This window comes from Parabacteroides leei, from assembly GCF_023369805.1.
In the GTDB taxonomy this organism is placed as follows: Bacteria; Bacteroidota; Bacteroidia; order Bacteroidales; family Tannerellaceae; genus Parabacteroides; species Parabacteroides leei.
In genome coordinates, this window is sequence record NZ_JAMBQG010000010.1 from 67,444 (window position 1) to 88,359 (window position 20,916).

Annotated in this window: 14 protein-coding genes and 1 pseudogene; 5 read left to right on the forward strand and 10 right to left on the reverse strand. The window is 42.3% G+C overall.

Annotation, left to right across the window (positions count from 1 at the left end):
* Positions 1–9 precede the first annotated feature (9 nt).
* Positions 10–2,034, forward strand: a complete 2,025-nt coding sequence (locus M1P97_RS15070; RefSeq protein ID WP_249389512.1) for a RagB/SusD family nutrient uptake outer membrane protein — start codon at positions 10–12, stop codon at positions 2,032–2,034.
* A gap of 74 nt (positions 2,035–2,108) precedes the next feature.
* Here M1P97_RS15070 and M1P97_RS15075 read toward each other — a convergent pair whose 3' ends face one another.
* A complete protein-coding gene (locus M1P97_RS15075; RefSeq protein WP_195371103.1) occupies positions 2,109–2,942 on the reverse strand; it encodes a glycoside hydrolase family 20 zincin-like fold domain-containing protein in 834 nt (277 codons plus the stop codon).
* 181 nt (positions 2,943–3,123) lie between these two features.
* Here M1P97_RS15075 and M1P97_RS15080 point away from each other — a divergent pair, with 181 nt between their 5' ends.
* Complete coding sequence (locus tag M1P97_RS15080) at positions 3,124–7,065, forward strand: hybrid sensor histidine kinase/response regulator transcription factor (protein ID WP_317242996.1); 3,942 nt, start codon at positions 3,124–3,126, stop codon at positions 7,063–7,065.
* On the opposite strand, the pseudogene M1P97_RS15085 reads toward M1P97_RS15080, so the two are convergent.
* Both M1P97_RS15085 and M1P97_RS15090 read right to left on the reverse strand, forming a co-directional pair.
* Positions 7,065–7,344, reverse strand: a pseudogene (locus tag M1P97_RS15085) (NAD(P)/FAD-dependent oxidoreductase); the annotation flags it as partial. The gene M1P97_RS15080 and the pseudogene M1P97_RS15085 overlap by 1 nt on opposite strands.
* An 83-nt stretch (positions 7,345–7,427) precedes the next feature.
* Positions 7,428–7,937 (reverse strand): RNA polymerase sigma factor, encoded by a 510-nt coding sequence (locus M1P97_RS15090; RefSeq protein ID WP_195371107.1) that lies wholly within the window; start codon positions 7,935–7,937, stop codon positions 7,428–7,430.
* 693 nt (positions 7,938–8,630) lie between these two features.
* Here M1P97_RS15090 and M1P97_RS15095 point away from each other — a divergent pair.
* Entirely contained in the window at positions 8,631–11,537 is a 2,907-nt protein-coding gene (locus M1P97_RS15095; protein ID WP_249389514.1) for an ATP-binding cassette domain-containing protein, read from the forward strand.
* 34 nt (positions 11,538–11,571) lie between these two features.
* Entirely contained in the window at positions 11,572–12,399 is an 828-nt protein-coding gene (locus M1P97_RS15100) for a hypothetical protein (protein ID WP_195371117.1), read from the forward strand.
* 78 nt (positions 12,400–12,477) lie between these two features.
* Here M1P97_RS15100 and M1P97_RS15105 read toward each other — a convergent pair whose 3' ends face one another.
* The 6 genes from M1P97_RS15105 to M1P97_RS15130 all read right to left on the reverse strand — a co-directional run bounded on the left by M1P97_RS15105 (position 12,478) and on the right by M1P97_RS15130 (position 19,103).
* Positions 12,478–13,641, reverse strand: coding sequence for a PP2C family protein-serine/threonine phosphatase (locus M1P97_RS15105; RefSeq protein WP_249389515.1), 1,164 nt, complete (start codon positions 13,639–13,641; stop codon positions 12,478–12,480).
* Between the two features lie 14 nt (positions 13,642–13,655).
* Positions 13,656–14,492, reverse strand: coding sequence for a sensor histidine kinase (locus M1P97_RS15110; protein WP_195371121.1), 837 nt, complete (start codon positions 14,490–14,492; stop codon positions 13,656–13,658).
* A complete protein-coding gene (locus tag M1P97_RS15115) occupies positions 14,485–15,606 on the reverse strand; it encodes a sensor histidine kinase (protein WP_195371123.1) in 1,122 nt (373 codons plus the stop codon). The genes M1P97_RS15110 and M1P97_RS15115 overlap by 8 nt, the downstream gene beginning before the upstream one ends.
* Before the next feature lies 1 nt (position 15,607).
* Positions 15,608–16,015 (reverse strand): ATP-binding protein, encoded by a 408-nt coding sequence (locus M1P97_RS15120; RefSeq protein WP_195371126.1) that lies wholly within the window; start codon positions 16,013–16,015, stop codon positions 15,608–15,610.
* 21 nt (positions 16,016–16,036) lie between these two features.
* On the reverse strand, positions 16,037–16,336 hold the full coding sequence (locus M1P97_RS15125; protein WP_249389516.1) for an STAS domain-containing protein: 300 nt from the start codon (positions 16,334–16,336) through the stop codon (positions 16,037–16,039).
* Between the two features lie 82 nt (positions 16,337–16,418).
* Positions 16,419–19,103, reverse strand: a complete 2,685-nt coding sequence (locus tag M1P97_RS15130; protein WP_249389517.1) for a calcium-translocating P-type ATPase, PMCA-type — start codon at positions 19,101–19,103, stop codon at positions 16,419–16,421.
* A gap of 317 nt (positions 19,104–19,420) precedes the next feature.
* Here M1P97_RS15130 and M1P97_RS15135 point away from each other — a divergent pair, with 317 nt between their 5' ends.
* On the forward strand, positions 19,421–19,918 hold the full coding sequence (locus M1P97_RS15135; RefSeq protein ID WP_249389518.1) for a DUF4251 domain-containing protein: 498 nt from the start codon (positions 19,421–19,423) through the stop codon (positions 19,916–19,918).
* Here the strand turns inward: M1P97_RS15135 and M1P97_RS15140 are convergent.
* A complete protein-coding gene (locus M1P97_RS15140; protein WP_195371141.1) occupies positions 19,902–20,834 on the reverse strand; it encodes a TIGR01212 family radical SAM protein in 933 nt (310 codons plus the stop codon). The two genes, M1P97_RS15135 and M1P97_RS15140, sit on opposite strands and share 17 nt — an antisense overlap.
* Positions 20,835–20,916 lie beyond the last annotated feature (82 nt).

Below are 20,916 nucleotides of genomic sequence, written 5' to 3' on the forward strand. Positions count from 1 at the left end.
ATGAGGATTATGAAACTGAATTTAAAAAATATATATATATTTCCCATAGCAGCAGCTTTCGGGTTATTGACATCGTCATGTAACGATTTCCTGGATAGGGAACCGGTTTCTAGCATTACGCCTGCACAATATTTTAATTCTGCTGAAGAATTGGGAGCTTATGCTATCAATTATTATACCTCTCTTATTGCAACAAATGATGCTGCGTATAATGCCGGGCCTTTAAATGTTGACGGTAGTACAGACAATATGGTAGTAGGCGAAGCCAATACAGGCTATTTTGCTGCAGATCGCTGGTTGGTACCTTCTTCAGGAGGTCCCGATTTCAGTCTGATTCGTGCCATGAACTACTTCCTGGAACAAGTATTGCCAAAGAAAGAAGCCGGTACTATATCCGGTGCACCGGAAGATATCAACCATTATATCGGTGAAATTTATTTTCTGCGTGCTACCGCCTACTTCGACCGCTTGTGCAGTTATGGAGACTTTCCGATCATAACAACGGTACCGGAAGATAAAAACGAAGAGTTAGTGGAACTTAGTAAACGTGCCCCTCGTAATGAGGTCGCTCGTTTTATCCTGGAAGATTTGGATAAAGCCATTTCTATGTTGAAACCGGGTACGGCATTCAACAAAGTACGCATCGGAAAAGAAATGGCACTTTTGGTGAAATCGAGAGTAGCTTTGTACGAAGCGACATTTGAAAAATATCACAAAGGTACGCCACGTGTACCGGGTGAAGCCGGATGGCCGGGAGCAGACAAAGCTTACAATGCGGGTAAGACATTCAATATTGATGGAGAAATAGATTTCTTTCTGACTGAAGCAATGAGTGCAGCGAAAGAAGTGGCAGACAATCATAGTCTGGTACAAAATACAAAAGTATTGAATCCGGCAATCAACCAGATTTATGGATGGAATCCTTACTTCGAAATGTTTTCAATGCCTGATCCAAGTTCTTTAGACGAAGTGTTAATGTGGCGTCAATTTGATTCAGACTTAAGTATAACACACGGTTTCATGGCCTATATCATGGAAGGTGGTAATAATGGTATGACAAAAAGTTATGTAGACGCATTCTTGATGGAAAACGGTTTACCGATCTATGCTGCCAATTCCGGATATAAGGGTGACGTAACGATCGACCAGCAAAAAGAAGGACGTGACGGACGTTTGCAATTGTTCTTGTTTGGCGAATCAACGGTTTTAGTCAATGAAGATTCTTTAGAGCTTTTTGAAGCACCGACGGTTGTAGGTTTGACCGAACATCGTGACCGTACCGGTTTCCGCCAGCGTAAACACTATTGTTATGATTTCTCGCAAATCCGTAATGGTGTACGTGGAACGAATGGTATTGTAGTAGCCCGTTCTGCAGAAGCTTATTTAAACTATCTGGAGGCTTCTTATTTGAAAAACGGATCAATCGATGCGACGGCAGCCTCTTATTGGAGACAGTTGCGCGAACGTGCCGGTATAGATCCGGATTTTAGTAAGACTATCGCTGCTACCGATCTTTCAAAAGAACCGGACTGGGCTGTTTATTCCGGTTCCGAAAAAGTAGATGCGACTATGTATAACATTCGCCGTGAACGTCGTTGTGAATTTATCGGCGAAGGAAGAAGGTGGAGCGACTTGATCCGTTGGAGAGCATTCGATGCCTTATTCCCTGAAAATATGGGTAAATACATTCCCGAAGGTGTGAATTTCTGGACGCAAATGTATAAGGATGAAGCTTATTTGAAAGTAGATGAGAAAGGCAACTTGACTAACGAATCCGCCTTGATCGAACAGGCTGAAGGTAAAGGTGATGCCAACATCTCAAACCGGAACGACAGCAAATATATTCGCCCATACCGCGTAATCAAAGAGAATAATGAAGTTTGGGACGGATACCAGTGGAGAAAAGCTTATTACCTATCGCCATATTCTGTTCTTGAACTGACATTGGCTTCTCCTGATTCAAAATTGGAAACTTCTAATTTGTATCAGAATCCTTACTGGCCGACAACAGCAAGCTCACCGGCTTTGGAATAATAGTACATTCAACATAATTTAAATAAACCTTAATTACCCTGCAAGTATTCGAGAGAACTCTTGCAGGGTTTTCTTTATGGAAGATCCGACCAACTTTTTTCTGCAATGGATGCCAGACATTGGAATAATATTTTTTTGTTGTCTTTGGAGTGTTGGATATTTGATTCCCGGATAATATCTTCCACTTGAAACGGTAGATTGGAGGTAACCCCTTTAGTTGGAATTGTTCCGCTTGAAATTGTGACCTTTTTGGTTTGAGCATATAAGATCATGTTGTCCGTAGTTTTTTGTCCTGCAGTTGGAATTACATCATAAAGCTCCTGTATGAAATGCAGCCTGTTTATTTTTAACATGGCCATACAATCAATGAGTTCTTTGAGATTATCTTTGGGGATAAGATTAAATGGTGTATACAAAACTACAACCCGATCTTTATGTCGGGGACCGTCTAATATGGTCATCCCAGGCACACTCCATCGAATATTTTTTACCGGCGTAGGACTGTTAATGGCTGAAGGAAGTAAAAAATGCAACGTTTGCATGGCATAAAAGAAACCCTTTTGTCCGGATGCTTTTACCAAAATACAAGACGGACCTATATTCAGTTTGTAGTGCTCAGACTCTAACTCTTTATCTGTATGGAATATGATATCTGCTTTTTTGTTTTGAATAGTCACTTTAGGAGTAAATCCGGCAGCAAGATTGAATAGACTGGTAAATTCTTGCGCTATTGCTGCCTGTTTTTCGTTTTCTACACTGATGAGAGTCGATTCATCGAATATGAAATCACCCTTGTCTGATACACTTTGTTGAGGAAAAGGAATAATTTCCGGCTTTTCATTGGGTAGGATATATTTGATTAATACCGCAACCACAAGGATAAAAAATACACCAATTCTGCGAAACATTGATAAATAACCTTTAATAAAACACTTTGTTTAATTTTTACATGTCGCAAATCTATATTTTCAGAATATTTCTCAATGTTCGATATCATTCAGAAAAACTCAGAAATCGTTTTTTGTCTTCTGCAAGGCTTGCTTTTCGGATGATTTTGTATTTTTGCCGGACAAAGGGTGAAATATGATTATGCAAGTATTCAAAAATTATTTACAATTATATTTATTCTTGTTTTTTGTATTCTTAACAGGGAAGCTTTGTGCAGCCCCCAGGTATTATTTTAAACAGATTTCATTAGAAAACGGCCTGTCGCAATCCTCCGTAAAATGTGTATTGGTAGATGACAGGGGTGTTATGTGGATCGGGACCCGGTTTGGTTTGAACCGTTTCGACAGGGAAAAGATCACAGTCTATCAGGAAGAGAAAGGTAACCCATATTCTCTTCCTTATAATGATGTCGTTTTTTTAGAACAAGATGCCAATAAAAATATCTGGGTAGGGACCAGTCGTGGGTTGGCGCGTTTTGATCGTGATGCCCGGAAATTTCTACATCAGGAAATAGACGGACAGCCGGTGGTGGCATCTTGTAGCCTTCTTCTACCGGAAGGAATCTATTTTTTAGGAAAGAAAGGTATTTTTTATTATTCCTATGAGGAAAAGGAAATTGTTCGGTGCGAATTAAAGGTTCCCTTTGTATCTTCTCCTAATTATGCTTATTTGTATAACGAAAAAGAAAGAAAGGTCATACTCTCTTTTCGGGGAAACGGTCTTTGGTGGTATTATCCGGACACAGGCGATATGGAGCGGATATCATTTGTTCCTGAGGGGAATATATCTTCGTTGTATGTAGATTCGCTCAAGCATATTTGGGTGGCAGTCTATAATAAAGGAGTTTTTTGTTATGATGACGAGGGGCGATTGATAGAACATCTGGAAGCTCCGGATAGGTTGAGTCATAATGTCGTGCAGGATATGCGGGAAAAGGACGGTGAACTTTGGATGGCAACCGATGGGGGAGGTATTAATATTTACAATTATAAGGATAAGTCGGTAAAAGGAATCATGCACCTCTCCGGCGACCGGCATTCCCTTCCGGTAAACTCTTTTGCCTGCCTGTATATTGACGAAGAAGATAATGTGTGGGCAGGTAGTATCCGGGGTGGGCTGATAGGAATCAAGCCTGTTTTTATGACCACCTATCGGGATGCGCCTCCCGGAGCTTCATACGGACTCAGTTTTGAGTCGGTCACTTCTATGTATGAGGATCGGGATGGTAAAATTTGGATGGGAACGGATGGGGGAGGCCTCAATCGATTTAATCCGAAAACAGAAACATTTTTGGAATATCAGCAGACATCGGGAATGAAAATTGTTTCTATCATGCCTTATAATGATTCGGATTTGCTATTATCATCATTTGGTGACGGACTTTATCGTTTTAATAAGCTTACAGGTGAATGCCATGAGTTCCGGCTCAATTGGGAGAATGTTCAAAAAGACTTGTTTACACGTGGAAATGCGGTTCGGCTGTATGCTATAGACGAATATCGTTTCTGCCTTTTATCTGATAACTATCTGTATGTGTACGACGCGCGTAAACAGCAATTCGAGGCTTTACCTGAAGGGGCACTTCCAAATTTAGTAGCTCCTCGTTTTGTGTCGGGCGATTCATGTTATGTGAGTTCTTCCACAGCTTTGTATATGTTTGATATTCTGCATAAACAACTTCATCCGATATTTGTCGCAGGGAAAGATATCGGAACAATCACTTCTGTTAAACAAGGCAAGGATAAACGTTTTTGGTTGGGAACCTCTTCCGGATTGTATGTATATGACTCTACTCTGCAAAAATTGGACACGGTCGATACGAAGCTATTTATTGGAGTTATGTCTCTTGCTTTCGATGATAGCGATCGCCTTTGGATAAGTACCAACGATGGATTATATGCATGTGTTCCTCATGAGAAACGTGTAGTCGTTTTCGGAGAATCTGATGGGGTTTTTACACGTGAGTTTTTACCTCAGCCGGCTTTAAAAGTTACTTCCGGTGATATTTATATTTCGGGCGTGGAAGGCGTTGTAAGGATACGCCCCAACCAGGAATTTCAAAAGGAAGAAGATTTTTCCGTCAGCCTGATAAATCTGGCCCTGGATGGTTCTCCTATTCATCCCGACGGAATATTCGGAGAGCAGGCTATCTCCATTCCTTGGGATTATTCAACTTTGGGGCTAAGTGTCATCGTCAAAGAAAAGGATTTGATGCGAAAAAAACTATTCCGTTTTTATATCAAAGGAGACCGGGAGGATTTGCTGGAGACGTCCAGCCATGCATATTCATTGCCCTCCCTGGTTCCCGGCAATTACGAGTTGTGGGTTTCATACAGTAAAAGGAACGGAGACTGGAGTAAGCCTTTGAAATTGTTGACTGTTAATGTAATACCGCCTTTATGGCTGCGTGTGTGGTTCCAGATATTAGTGATTTTTATAGTTTTGGGAGTCGTGGGATGTGGAGCTTGGTTGGTCATGAAGCGTAAGGAACGCGAGCTCGTTTTGACAATGAAAGAACATGAACGTAAATTTTACGAAGAAAAAGTTCGTTTCATGGTTAATATCAGTCATGAACTGCGTACGCCTTTGACTTTGATTTATGCACCCCTCAAACGGCTGTTGAAATCCGGTAAAGTGACAGACAAAGAGGTCTCCCGTCAACTGGACGGCATGTTGTTGCAAACCAGCCGGATGCGTGAAATCGTAGATATGGTACTCGATGCTCAGAAATCGGACACGAATGGTAATGTCATGGATATCCGTTTTTACGATCTCAATGACTGGCTAAGGGCTGTAACAGATGATTTTACTCCCGAATTTAAAGCCCGTGGAATTTGCTTGGAATTTAAGTTGGATGCAACGATAGAAAAAGTCCCCTTCGATGCAGCCAAATGTCGTGTCGTTTTGTCCAATTTGTTGATAAATGCGATGAAGTTTAGTGATTCGAATACCTTGTTGGCTATCACTACGGAGCGTGTGGAAAAAAATATACGTATTTCTCTTGCCGATCAAGGTATCGGATTGGCTCATGTTGATATGGACCGTCTTTTTTCTCATTTCTATCAGGGCGACCACAATCGTAAAGGCAGTGGGATAGGGCTGGCTTATGCCCGTAAATTAGTAGAGTTGCATGGGGGTAGCATCGGCGCTTATAACAATAAAGACGGTGGAGCAACTTTCTATTTCGACTTGCCTATGGTACAGGTACTTGTGTCGGAAGAGCCGGATGTGGTAATTGCAAGCGCAACGGATAATGGCATAGCAACGAAAAGAAATGTATGTGATGCACAAGCCGATAAATCGCTTTCTAAATATACATTACTGATAGCAGAAGATGAACCTGATTTACGAAACTACTTGTCTAGTGTTTTACAGGCCGACTTTAAGCAGGTTTATGTGGCGGAAGACGGTGAGAAAGCCTGGGAACTCTTGGGGCAATATCAGCCTGATCTGGTAGTCAGCGATGTCATGATGCCCCGTATGGATGGTTACGAATTGTGCCACCGGATCAAAAACGATGTGACGGTCAGTCATATACCAGTGGTTTTGCTTACAGCCCGGGCCGATCAGGCAAGTTCGGTCGAAGGGTATAAATCCGGTGCGGATGTATATCTGGCGAAACCATTCGATGTGGATTCCCTGTTGGTGGTCTTGCTGAATATATTAAAGCAACGCGATCAGCTCCGCATACGTTACCGCCAGTCCGGTTGTCTGTTTTCTCCGAAAGAGGATGCTGTAAGTAATGCGGATGAACAATTCATGCAAAAATTGAATACATTGATTCATGAAAATCTGAGCAATCCGGATTTGAATGTAACCTTTATTGCATCCGGGATGGCAATGAGCCGTACGACACTTTACAGCAAGTTCAGCCACTTGTCGGATATTTCTATCGGCGACTATGTAATCCGGTTCCGGATGGTAGAGGCTTGCCGCTTGCTTTCCTCCTATAAAGAAATGACTATTCAGGAGGTGGCAGACCGTACTGGTTTTTCCAGTTCTCGTTATTTTAGTACGGCTTTTAAACAAAGTTACGGTATGACTCCTACGGAATATCGTCGTAATAATAAATTTTCATATTAACGTTCGATGAGTTTGCTCCCTCTATCATCACTGGCATAGAAAATACTTGGTAATTGTTCAAAGTCGGCATCTATTCCCGCTTCTTTTAAAACTGTTTCGATATCTGAAATTGATTGTAGACAGGAGCGGTAAGCGGTTACCATGGGCCATAAGGGCTCCTGTTATGCTAGAACCGATAATTACTATATCTGTATCCAGATTTTTTTGTTCAAGGGATTGTAATAATCAAAAAAGAGGATTTTTGATTATCCAGTAAGGTTGTCCTGAATGTAAGTCCATAGTTTACGTTTTTCTTATTGTTGAATTTTTTACTTTTTGTTTCCATACTATTGTTTTTGGGAGAAAAGTTGAAAATGTATTATTTATGTATATTGAAAATCTTTCAGTTTTTCTTGTAATTGTTTGCGTGCGAAAAAAATTCTACTTTTTATCGTTCCTAAAGGTATATTGAGCTTTTCTGCAATTTCATTATATTTATAACCATTTAAAAATAAAGAAAATGGAATTTTCACTTCATCGTTCAATTCTGTAATAGCTTTTGTGATTTCCTGAATTTGATAGATTTTGTCAGGGGAACCAGAAATATTATCATTGACTATATTCAGATTGTACAGGTCTGTATCTTGATCAATCCTAGTCTGTATACGTACAATCTTATGGTAGTTATTAATAAAAAGATTGCGCATTATAGTCATAACCCAGCCCGTAAAATTGACATTGTCTACAAATTTCTCTTGATTATCCAGTACTTTCAGCATAGTGTCTTGTAACAGATCTAGGGCATCATCCCTGTTAGCAGTTAGTTTGATAGCGAAGTTCATCATGTGATTTTGTAGTCCGAGTAATTTTTGTTGAATTTGTATTCTGTTCATAATACTTGTTTTTGTTAATATTCTTTTTTTCTGTCGCAAATCTATTTTTTAAGTTAATTATATTGTGTTCGATTTTGTGCGAAAAGATTCCAATATTGTTTTTTATTCCGTTATGGCTTATATATCGGATGATTTTGAACATTTTCTAAACAATGAGTTTTAATGATTATGTGAAAGTAACTTACTATACTCTCCTTGGTCAAATTAAATTATTAGAATCATGTACAAAAGTCACTTGTTTTTTCCTGTTATCATTAACCATGATTAGTTTTGCCTCGTGTAGTAATGATGAGATGTAGTCTGTTCGCAAGTTGTATGAGATTCAATTTATCCAATAAGTAACACGGAATATATTAAAACTGTAGGACCCATTATATCTACCCTATGGGGACAAAGAGCTTTTTATAATTATAAAATGCCTAATAATTGTTGTAAAATTTGATCAGTCTCTTAATCTTCCACAGGATGTGTTGCTGTTGCAGTAGTTCAAATAATGGCATATTATCGTTATTTTTCAATTTACAATTATAATGATTGTTTCGAATGATTCTATGTGGGAGAATAAATATGATGAATAATGGTTGTAAATGCTTTGTCTTTAATTGTTTTCTCCGAGAAATAACGAATTTTTTATTTCTGTATGCTTGAAAGTTTTACCTTTGTCCTGTAAATCATCATTATCTATATGAATATATGAATGAAACCATTCTGAACGGTTTATTAAATCTGTTTGCTGTTTTTGCTTCGGCGGTGCGCATCGAGGAACAGCAGGCAAGCCGTGCGGTTCATTTTTATTTGTCCAGTCATTTTGGTGTTCGTTCTCATAAAGAGTATATTGAGTTATACAGTGAGTTGCGGAGTATGTACGATGATCCTCTTTTTCCAGTGGATAAGGAGGGAGTGGTACGTAATATCTGTGAGCAGATGAAGGTGAAGCTGATGGCGGAAGAACAACTTCTTCTCCTGATCCGCTTTGTGGAGTTTGCTTATTCCAATAGTGAAGAGTTTGAGAACCATCTGTCTCTTTTTCATCTGGTGGCTGATATTTTTGCCATTCCACAGGAAGAGTTTGACGACATACTTGCATTTATAATCGGGAAACCGTCTTCTTCTTTACTTCTTATCAGTGGAGAAGAGACTGAAGCTGAAAACCATATAACCCGTAAGGGAATGGACGGATTTATCCGTGTACTCTTTATCCGTCGGTTCGATAAGCAGATATTTACCTATTATGGTTCAGGGGTCGTTTTCATGAACGATATCCCTTTATCATCGGGAATATTTTATGCCTGGCAGCACAGTAGCGTATTGAAGGGGCCTTTATTTCTTCCGGTTTATTACAGTGACTTATTGACTGTCTATAATAAGAATGAACGGAAAGAAACGATTTCTCTGGCTGGTAGAGGTTTGAATTTTACTTTTAAAAATAGCTCCAACGGACTGCATAACTTTTCATTCAACCTGGAGTCGGGACAACTGGTTGCCATTATGGGAGGAAGTGGAGTCGGTAAGTCTACTTTACTGGGTATCATGAACGGTAATATCCGCCCGGACGAAGGGACTATAACCGTGAACGGCTATCCGTTGGATGCTCCTGAAGCCCGGCAACTGATCGGTTTTGTTCCGCAAGACGATTTGTTGATTGAAGAACTTACCGTTTATCAGAACCTCTGGTTTACGGCCCGTCTTTGTTTTGCCCGTCTCTCGGATCCGGAGATTAAAGAACGGGTCGATACGGTCCTGAAAGATTTGGATCTGGAAGGTATAAAAGATCTGGAAGTCGGTTCGCCTATCCGTAAAACGATCAGCGGCGGACAACGTAAACGGTTGAATATCGCTCTCGAATTGATTCGTGAGCCGGCTATTCTGTATCTGGATGAGCCTACCTCCGGTTTGTCTTCGTCAGATTCAGAGAAAGTTATCATGCTGTTGAAGGAACAGACCCACCGCGGAAGGCTGGTTGTCGTGAATATTCACCAACCATCGTCGGAAATCTATAAGTTGTTCGACCGTCTTTGGTTGTTGGACCGGGGAGGGTATCCTATCTATGATGGGAATCCGATAGAAGCGATTATCTATTTCAAGCAAGCGGCCAAATATACCGATCCGGATATCAGTGTTTGCAGTACCTGCGGAAATGTCAATCCTGAATTGATATTGAACATTATAGATTCGAAGAAAATAGACGATAGCGGTAACCAGACGAATATCCGGAAGTTTACCCCCGAGGAATGGCATGAGAAATATGTCTCGGCGCGACCAGCTTACACAGTTGCCGAGGAGAAAGATTTACCTGACAGCAAACAGCGGAAACCTTCCTGGTTTAAGCAATTCTGTATTTTCCTGGAACGGAATATCCGAACAAAGTTGGTTAATAAACAATATCTGGCAATCACCTTACTGGAAGCTCCTTTATTGGCATTGATTGTCGCTCTGCTTACCCGTTATGTGGATGGTGACGAGTATACTCTGCTTGCCAACAAGAACTTTGTGTCTTATATCTTTATGTCGGTTATTGTCGTGACCTTTATGGGGTTAAGCATAAGTGCCGAAGAGATTATAAAAGACAAGCCTATCCTGAAGCGTGAGCATTTTCTTCGTTTGAGCCGCAGTAGTTACCTTACTTCCAAGATGGTCTACCTTCTGATAGTATCGGGACTACAATCTTTGCTTTTTGTTTTAGTGGGGAATTTTATCATTGGAGTAGGATGGGAGATGTTCGGTATCTGGTGGAGTATCCTTTGGGCTACCTCTTTCCTGGCAAACCTGACGGGATTGATCTTGTCGCAGTCGATGAATTCTGTTGTAGCCATCTATATCACGATCCCTCTTTTGCTTATTCCGCAGATATTACTTTGTGGATTGGTGATCAAGTTCGATGACTTGAATACCCGCGCATCGAAGGAAAATAAAGTGCCGCTGATCGGTGAAATCATCCCTTCACGCTGGGCTTTCGAGGCCTTGATGGTGGAGCAGTTTGCCGATAATGCTTATAACCAGGCTTATTTTCCAATCGAAAGAGAAAAGTATCTGGCACAGTATTATGAGAATATACATGCGAAAGAGGTGCGTCGGCTGGCTGAACAACTGGAAATAAAGGATGATTCCGACAAACGATTGACGATAGAAAATGAACTGGCTGTGTTGGGACGTGCTGCCCGTATTGCCCCTTATGCGAAGGGCGAAAGCTATCTGTCGTATTTGGATAAGGTGGATACGGCTCTGCATGAACGTGCGCATAACTTTACTGCTTATCTGGATCAGGTGCAACAGGAAGATATACGTGAAAAAGGAGTTGAGTGGGTAACTGCCCAAAAGAAAGAACACCATAATTCTGCTATCGAAGATCTGGTGATGGGAGCGGGTGGACGTAATTTCTATAAAGAGTACGGCCATCGTATTTATCCTGCGATAGGTCAAATATATGTAGTGCCGGATAACCCGTATGGCAGAGCTCCTTTCTATGCTTATGAGAAAAACTTGGGTGGTATTTCAATTTCTACGTATAATTTTAATTTATTGATTATAGGTTTCTTTGCATTTATAGCGATTATCGCTATATTCGCAGAGTTTCCGGGATGTTTCCTGAGAGAAGAGTAAAAAAGCTGGAATATAAATTATTAAATAAAGTAACATGAAAAAGAGTGTATTAAGCGTGCTTGCAATAGCCGCATTAATGGTAGGCATGGCTTCCTGTAATGGAACTAAGAAATCTGATGATGCCCAGAAAACGGAAGAAGCTGCCGTTATAGCCGGTAAAGCTCCGAAAGATTTGTTGACAGAAGAGGTAAAACAGGAAACTGTTAAGTTCCTGGCTGATATGCCGGAGTCTGAGCTTCCTTATCGTTTGTCAAGCGGCGAAGTTCAGGTTAAAGTGGCTGATTTGACATATATGCTGCCGGTAGCTAAAGCTGCTGAACTGAGTACTGCTACACAGAAAGCACGTGCACTTGGTATGTATATGGCTGATTACAACGTATTGAAAGCTATCGGCCAGCCTACTGCTGAGGTAGAAGGCGCCATCGTAAAACTGGCTACAGACCTGAATGTTTCTTTTGTATTGGATATCCTGAAAGAAGAAGCTCCGAAAGATGCAACTAAAGAGCAATTGCAGGCTTTCATGAATGCACAGGAAGATAAGATCATCGATAAGATGGCTGCAGAAAATAAAATAGATGTACAGATCGAAATTTTAGGTGCATCTTCTGCTGAATATGCTTGTCTGCTTGCTAATCCTACATTGGTTGTTAAGGGGGATGCTACATCTGCCGGTTTGTCTGCCAATATGGAAAAACGTGTGACTATGCTGGAAGAAGTAGTTGCCGACCTGGCTTCTTATTATCCGGATCTTCAACAGCTGGGTACAACCATCAGTCCCCTGAAAGAAAAAGTAACAACAATCCAGGATGCCAGAGCTGCTAATGCAGAAATCATGGGTATCCGTGATGCTTTGCTGAAATAAGTACATATATATAATGTATATAAAAAACGGAGATGTACCGATCGGTGCATCTCCGTTTTTTTATCCGCTAAAAGAAAATTAGCCTTGATACGTGATGGACAACAACGTGATGTCGTCCGATTGTACGGCTCCGACAACGAACTTTCCTACCTTCTCTGTTATTTTATCAACGATCTCTTTCGGACTCTTTCCGATCAACTCCTGACAGTTTTCAAGTAACCGTTGTTCACTGTATTGCTCGTGGCGGGTATTCATCGCTTCTGTGATTCCGTCTGTGTAGAGCAACAGGTTGTCTCCCGGCAATAGCTGTAAAGTCTTTTCGTGATAGGTGATATCGTCTATGCTTCCTAATATAAAGTCGTTTGTCAGCGGTACGGATACAACTGTATTATCTGCTTTCATCAGGACAGGAGGGTTATGTCCCGCATTGCAGTAGGTCACGAGACCGGTATTCAGGTTCAGTATGCCATAGAATACGGTAACAAACATTTCATTTATATTTTCCTGACAAAGAAATGCATTTGAACGTTGCATACACATGGCTGCTGAGTTTTCGTTCAATGCGATTGTCCGGATAACTGTCCGGCTGATCGCCATAAAGATGGCGGCCGGGACTCCTTTTCCTGCAACATCTGCAATTACGAATCCCAAACGATCCTGGTCTATGCGGAAGAAATCGTAAAAGTCGCCTCCCACATATTTAGCCGCATTCATATAGGCGTAGATATCGAATGACTTCAGTTCCGGAAACGGCGGAAACGTTTTCGGCAGGATGGTCTGTTGTATTTCCTGGGCGATATGCAAGTCATTACGGATAGACTCCAGTTGTGAGTGTTCCTGTTGTGCCTTCTTGATGAAGGATATCTGTTCGGCTGCCTTTTCGATCGTACGTTCCAGGTCTTCCAGGTTGATTGGCTTTGTCGTAAAGTCGAATGCCCCCTGGTTCATGGCACTACGGATATTCTCCATATCGCCGTAGGCTGAGACCATGATGCATTTCAGAGCTGGATTCTGCATCTCGTTTATTTTGGCAAGCAATGTCAACCCGTCCATTTCCGGCATGTTGATGTCACTTAATATAACATCGAAATCCGGTTGGACAAGCATGAGTTGGAGTGCTTCCAGTCCGTTATGCGCAAAATAGAATTCATATTCTCCTTTCTTTATCTTGCGACGGAAGTATTGGGTAAGCAACCTTTCCAGGTCTAATTCATCATCTACACTTAATATTTTTATAGCCATGACTTTTGTCTCTGTTATTGTTGGATAGGAATAGAAATGGTAAAACGGGTATATTCGCCGGGACAGGACTCCATCTCGATCGTACCGTTGTGTTTTTGTTCGATAATCGATTTAGTGATCGATAACCCCAGGCCGGTACCTTCTCCGATCGGCTTTGTAGTGAAGAAAGGAGTATAAAGTTTCTTCTTAACCTCTTCGGAAATACCCTGTCCGTTATCTTCTATAACCAGGGCGATACGGTCGCCTTCTTTCTTTAGGGAAACCTTGATAGTGGGCTGGTAAGCTGTGTCGGCTGCCTCTTTCGACTTGCTGAATACGGCATAACAGGCGTTGTTCATCAGGTTGAGAATGGCACGGCTGAAGTCTTGCGGTATAACCTTTACCAATGGCAAGTCGTCGGCATAATTCTCTTGTATAGCTACGTTGAAGCTTTTATTATTCGCTCTGACAGCATGGTAAGAAAGCCATATATATTCTTTGGTCAGCTGTTGCAGGTCGGTTGGGATATATTCGTCGTCTTTGCCACGCGAATAGAGCAGGATACCACGTACAATGCTCGAAGCGCGGTTGCCGTTTTCTTCGATCTTACTCATATTCCCTTCCAGGTCAGACATAATTTCTTTGATCTCTTCGACCGAGTCTTCCGGTAATGCATTCCCGAGCTCGTCCAGCACTTCCTGCATATCCTTTAGTAACTTCTGCGAAACTTTGCTGAAATTGATTACGAAGTTGAGTGGATTCTGTATCTCATGCGCAATACCGGCACTCAATAATCCGAGCGAAGCCATCTTTTCCTGCTGGCTGATCTGCTTCCGCAGATTCTCAATTTCTTTTTGGGTATTCTCATTCATTGTTGATCCTTTTTTGACTGATGGGAATTGTAATTAGGAATTCAGTATAGTTATCCTTTTCACTTTTCGCCAGGATCGAACCCTGATGGTTAAGGATAACTTCACGGCAGAGATACAACCCGACACCGGCTGCTTCAGCCGAAGGTTTCGTTGTAAAGAATGGTTCGAATATCCTGTCTTTGATATTGTCTTCGATACCTATTCCGTTATCATAGATACTGATAAATGCAGTATTGTTCGCTCTTTCCTCCAATTTGATCGTAATAAACGGAGTGAAACTTTCCTTCTGGAGTTTACGGAGCAGTGCATAGATACCGTTTTTGAGAATACTGCCTATTGCTTTATTCATCTGTTCGATATCGATTTCCACTATAAGCGGCTTTTCCGGGCATTCGAGATTTATCTGTATCTGGTTTTCTTCAATTTCTTTTTTGAATAATTTGTTGAGAACATCTATGTTGACCTTACACAACTCGCTCAGATCGGTCGCTGTAACATCGCCGTGACGGTCTTTCAACAACTCTTCCATAGCTTTGACGATGCGGACAGTGTTACAACCATGCTCATTGATTTTTTGCAGGTTGCCTTCTATCATATCAAGTATTTCGACACTGTCTTCATAAATCTCTTTTGTCATGACGGCTCGCTCGTCCGTGATGTTTTCTTTCAATTCCTTGATCAGGTCTGCCGATAGGCCGGCAAAGTTATTGATGTAGTTTACCGGATTGAGGATGCGGTCTACCAATCCCTGTGTAAGCTGTCCTACGGTTGCCAGCTTCTCTTTCCGTACCAGTTCGTCCTGCGCTTCGGCCAGGGCATCCAGTGCTTTCGACAGTTTTTCCGATTCTTTCAATACCTGGTCGCGCTGGATACGGAGCTCGATGGTACGTTCTTCCACTATTTTGGCAAGGTATTCTTTTTGCTTCAACTTTTTCCGCAAACGTCCTTTTAAGATATAGAGAATAATCTCTACAACGATAGCGATGCCGGGAACCGTTTCCCAATCGTAATAAAGGCCTGCAATAATAAGTATCCAGCCAACCAGCGTCAACTTTTCTATGATGCGCAACTGTCTTTTGAGGGAAGCTATTTCTTTAATATCGAAGTCGGCCATATCACTGAATTTCTTTGGTCATTGTTAATATATTCTTTCCTTCGGAACGGTCATACCTGACATCCGTCATCAATTGTTTAACCAGGAAAATACCCAGTCCGCCGATCGGGCGTTCTTCTGCTGAAAGGGTAATATCCGGTTCCTGATTTTCCAGCGGATTGAATCGGATGCCGTTGTCGGTCACGACTATTTTCAACAGTCCCTCTTCACACCCCATGTCAATGCGTATATCGCCTTCTGAATTGGGATATGCATATTGAATAACATTCGTCACAGCTTCGTCCATCGCCAACTTTATCTGTATAAGCAATGTTGCATCGATACCGCAATGTCCAGCCTGCTGCTCCAGGAAATCATACAGGAGGGCAAGCTGGTCGGGATTATTCTTAATATGTAGTGTGCTGGTCATTTTACCGGAGTTTGGATCTTATTACTCGATGGTAAGGAAAGAGTTGAATCCGGTTATTTTGAATATATCCATAATGCTGCTCTGGATATTCCTCAACACGAAAGTTCCGCCTTTCAGGCTCATCTTTTTTTGTAGAATGAGAAGTAAACGCAGGCCGGCACTGCTGATATAACTAAGGTCAGTGCCATCGAGTATTACTTTCTTTACATCTTTCTCAAGGATGTCCATGATCTCTTTTTCCAAATCGGGCGAACTCAAGGTATCCAGTTGGCCGGAAAGACTGATCACTGTCTCTGTCCCGTGTTTTATTTTTATTTCCATATACTTTTCGCTTTCAATTTAAGCAAATGTAAATATTATAATCTGACACAGCAAGTTATTATCTTGATTTGTTAGTTCCGGCTTACTTCTTTGTAAGCCGGCTGATTCCGCGTGCAATTTCACCTACCCAGAGAACCAGGGAGGAAGAACCGATGATGATACCCCAGTCTTTCAACGATAGAGGAACTACATTGAACATTTCTCCTCCGAAAGTAACGATCAGATACTGGCCGATAAGGATCAGCAATGCTACAAACAGGAAACTTTTGCTCTCTTTCAGGTTGGAGAAAGCCGAACGGCCTTCCATGAACGCTTTGGCATTGAACATATTCCAGAACTGAAGCATCACGAAGAAGCTGAAGAACCAGGACAGGTCGTGCGGAGTTAATCCGGTCTGTGCGTGGAAGTAGTATAATACTCCCATCAGGATGATGACGAAAGCCAAACCTACTCCGAAGATGTTGTAAGCCATCGGACGGGTGATGATAAAGTCGCCGTCTTTTCCGCTACGACGAGGTTTGTCTTTCATAACCCGTTCGTTAGGAGGAAGGGAGGCCAGTGCCCCGGCTGCGAATGTATCCATGATCAGGTTTACCCACAACATCTGAGTAATGGTAAGCGGTGATTCGGTTCCGAACAGCGAGCCTAATAATACGATCAGACAGGCAGCCACATTGATTGTCAGCTGGAAGAGCAGGAACTTCTGAATGTTACGGTACAGGGAACGTCCCCACATAACGGCGCGGGTGATACTTCCGAAGGAGTTGTCCAGGATCGTAATATCGCTGGCTTCTTTAGCAACGGATGTTCCGTCTCCCATCGAAAGACCTACTTGTGCAGCTTTCAGGGCCGGAGCGTCATTCGTACCGTCGCCGGTTACAGCAACAACGGCTCCTTTCTTTTGTAATAACTGGACCAGGCGTTGCTTGTCGGTTGGACGGGCACGGCACATAATTTTCAGGTCGAGTACACGATCCAATGCTTCTTCGTCGGTTAAAGCTTCGAAACCCGGGCCGGTGATGATGTTGCGGTCGGTATCTTCCGGTTTCCATGTCCCGATCTGACGGCCGATCTCTTTGGCTGTTCCCGGTGTGTCTCCTGTCACGATCTTTACATCTATGCCTGCGTTCAGACAGCTTTGAACGGCTGCGGGGACATCTGCCCGGACTGGGTCGGAGATAGCAACGATTCCCAGGTAAGTCAGGTCGGTTCCATGTAAGCGTCCGTTTACGAAATAAGCTTCGTCTTTCCCGTCTTCAATGATCTGGTAAGCGAATCCGAGTGTACGCATCGCCTGATTCTGATAATTCAATAGTTGCTTTTCAATATCGGCCTTGCAGGCTTCTACCGGCTTGTATTCTCCGCCGGTCGCTACACGCTGGCTGTTTGTCAATACGATTTCCGGAGCGCCTTTGACGTATAATATCTTTTTACCGAGCAAGCCGGACTGTACGACAGTTGCCATATACTTTCTTTCTGTCGAGAAGGTGAGTTGTGCCAGAACCGGTGCTTCCTCCCGTAATGTCAGATAGTTCTGGCCTTGGCTGTTCAGCCAGAGCAACAGGGCTGCTTCGGTGGGGTTGCCCAATGTCTTTACTTTATCTTCCGAGAAGTCAAGATAGGCGGTAGAGTTAACCGAGATACCTTCTTTGATCAGGTTGCTTAGTTCATCGTCACCCAGTTTCTGGTCTTTTAGGTTATAAAAGTTTGTCTGATAGACCTGCATCTGGTTTTGTGTCAGTGTTCCGGTCTTGTCGGTACAGATCACGGTTGTTGCTCCCATTGTTTCACAGGCATGCATCTTACGGACCAGATTGTTCGTCTTAAGCATCCGGTTCATGCTGAGCGCGAGGCTCAGGGTTACGCTCATCGGCAAACCTTCGGGGACGGATACAACGATCAGGGTTACTGCTATCATAAAGATATTCAGTATGTGAGAGATCAAATCCATTACCGGCATACCGGAAGAAGTGAGGAACAGTTTGACCAATAGGGCGATAAAGGTAAGCCCGGCTACGGTGTATCCACCTTTACTGATCACGGCGGCAAGCCCTTTCAGTTGCATCTGCAACGGGGTCTCGACGTCACTTTCTATTTGAGAGCCTTCATATACTTTTCCGTATCCGGTAGCGTCACCAACCAGTTCGACCTCCATCACACCGTGTCCGTCTACTACGGTCGTTCCACGCATCACAGCGTTGGATGGGTAAGTTGCTTCGTTATCGAATTCAGCTTCGTAGGTCGTTTTGCTGATGATCGGTTCGCCGGTCAGGGTCGACTCGTTAACCTGTAAGGAAATAGCTTCCAGCAGTCGACCGTCGGCTGGTATTTCTTCTCCCGTTTCCAGTACGACGATGTCGCCTACTACCACTTCTTTTTTTGTGATCTGGCAGATATTTCCTTCGCGGATTACTTTTACGAATGTATCATCGTTTACTGTGTTCAGTATATCGAATGCTTTGTTGGCTTTCAGTTCAAAAAAGAACCCTACACACGATGCCAGCATGATGGCAAAGAATATACCGATCGGTTCGAGAAAAGCGGTGAAGCCCTTTGCCTCCGGTCCCCAGCAATGTACACCGGCGATGATCATCGACAACAGCCATGCTACCAACAGGATCTTAATGATCGGATCATTGAACTTCTCGAGGAACTGACTCCAGAGAGAAGCTTTCTCGGGAGGTGTAAGGATATTTTCGCCGTGAAGGCGCCTGCTTTCTTCAACTTCTTGTTTGGTTAAGCCCTGATACTGATGTTTCTTCTCCATAAATTTGTTTATTCCAATTCAGAATTATAATGTACAGCAAATTACGTAAAGTTGACGGACATACGCAAGTGCTTTAGTTTTTAATTGATAATATTTGAACCTATTATAATATATGATACATCTTTGTTCTCTCGAGTCGTTTAACGGTTTTAGTTGACTACTTTCTGTGTTATAAATGAGGTTGGTTGTCTCCGGTTTATCATCCTATAACTTTGTTAACCTTTTGTTGTGTTAAATTAACGAGTCTGACTTAAACTTTTATCATCTTATAATTGTCTTATACATAGAAGGCAAATTGTGTATTAGTTATTAAGGTTATGAAGAACGTTAGGTTATTCTGGATACTGGGGATTGTCCTCGTTTTAACAGGGCAATCCCTTTGTGCCCAAACCAAGAAGGAAAAGAAAGAACAAAAAGAAAAAGAAGTAAAAGAATTAATAGAATGTAAACGGTTTACGATAGATGTGGACCGTGCGATACCCATGGGAGGGCGTTCTCTCAATCTGACCTCTCCCTATTCTCTGGAAATGCGCGGCGACTCGGCTATTTCCTATCTTCCTTATTTCGGAAGAGCATATTCGGCTCCTTATGGTGGCGGTGACGGGTTGCGATTTGAAAAATCAATTACCGATTATCAAACCTCTTTCAACAAAAAGGGAACCGCTCAAATACAGTTTCGTGCCCAGACAGACGACGATACATATACATTCAATGTACAGGTATTCTCTAATGGTTCTGCAACTATAAATGTGACACCTGTCAATAAACAGAATATCACATTCTACGGGGAACTGGCTCCTAAGAAAAAGGAATAAATAGTCGTCCCTGCCGTGCATTTCTTTCGGCAATACGCTTATTTACTTTAGCGGTAAACTCGAAGTTTTTAAGTCCCCAGTCGGGAGCGATCAACAGCTCTTTCGGGGATTGCGATACAAACCTCTCTACTACAATAGAGGGGTTTAATTTTTCTATAAAGTCGATCACCAGGTCGATGTATTCGTCGGCCGTATAAAGATGGAACTCTTCCGGATGATCGGCATATTCTTTCGCCATGCGGGTGTTGCGGATCAGTTGCAATTGATGAAGCTTTAGCGTAGTGATCGGTAATGCGGATAATCGATCGGCATGATGCAGTATCTCTTTGCGGCTTTCCCCCGGTAAGCCCAGGATCAGATGGGCTCCGGTGTAGATGCCTCTTTCGGCTGTCCGGCGGATGGCTGTTTCCGATTCTTCGTAAGTATGTCCGCGGTTGATGCGGATCAATGTTTTATCCAATGTACTTTCCAATCCGTATTCTATCATCACAAACTTTTCTTTGGAGAGGGCGGTGAAATAATCCAGTAAGGCTTCCGGCATACAGTCCGGGCGCGTTCCGACGATCAGTCCGACCACTTCGGGATGCGATAAGGCTTCCTCGTATTTGGCTTTCAATGAATTCAGTTCATCGTATGTATTGGTATATGCCTGGAAATAGGCCAGATATTTCATTTCCGGATATTTGCGGGAGAAGAAGCGGATGCCTTCTTCCAATTGTTCGGATACGCTTTTTTCTGTATGGCAATATTCCGGACTGAATGTCTGATTATTACAATAAGTACATCCTCCCCAACCCTTGGAGCCGTCGCGGTTAGGGCAGGTGAAACCGGCGTTTATAGAGATTTTCTGTACTTTGTAAGGGAATTTTTTCCGTAGAAAATCACCGAAATCATTATAAGGCTTTACGTTTTCCATGAGGCAAAGGTAATTTATAATGGTTAATCACCAATGTCCGGTGGTTAATTTAACGATAAAATGCCCGGACTTACCTGGGCTG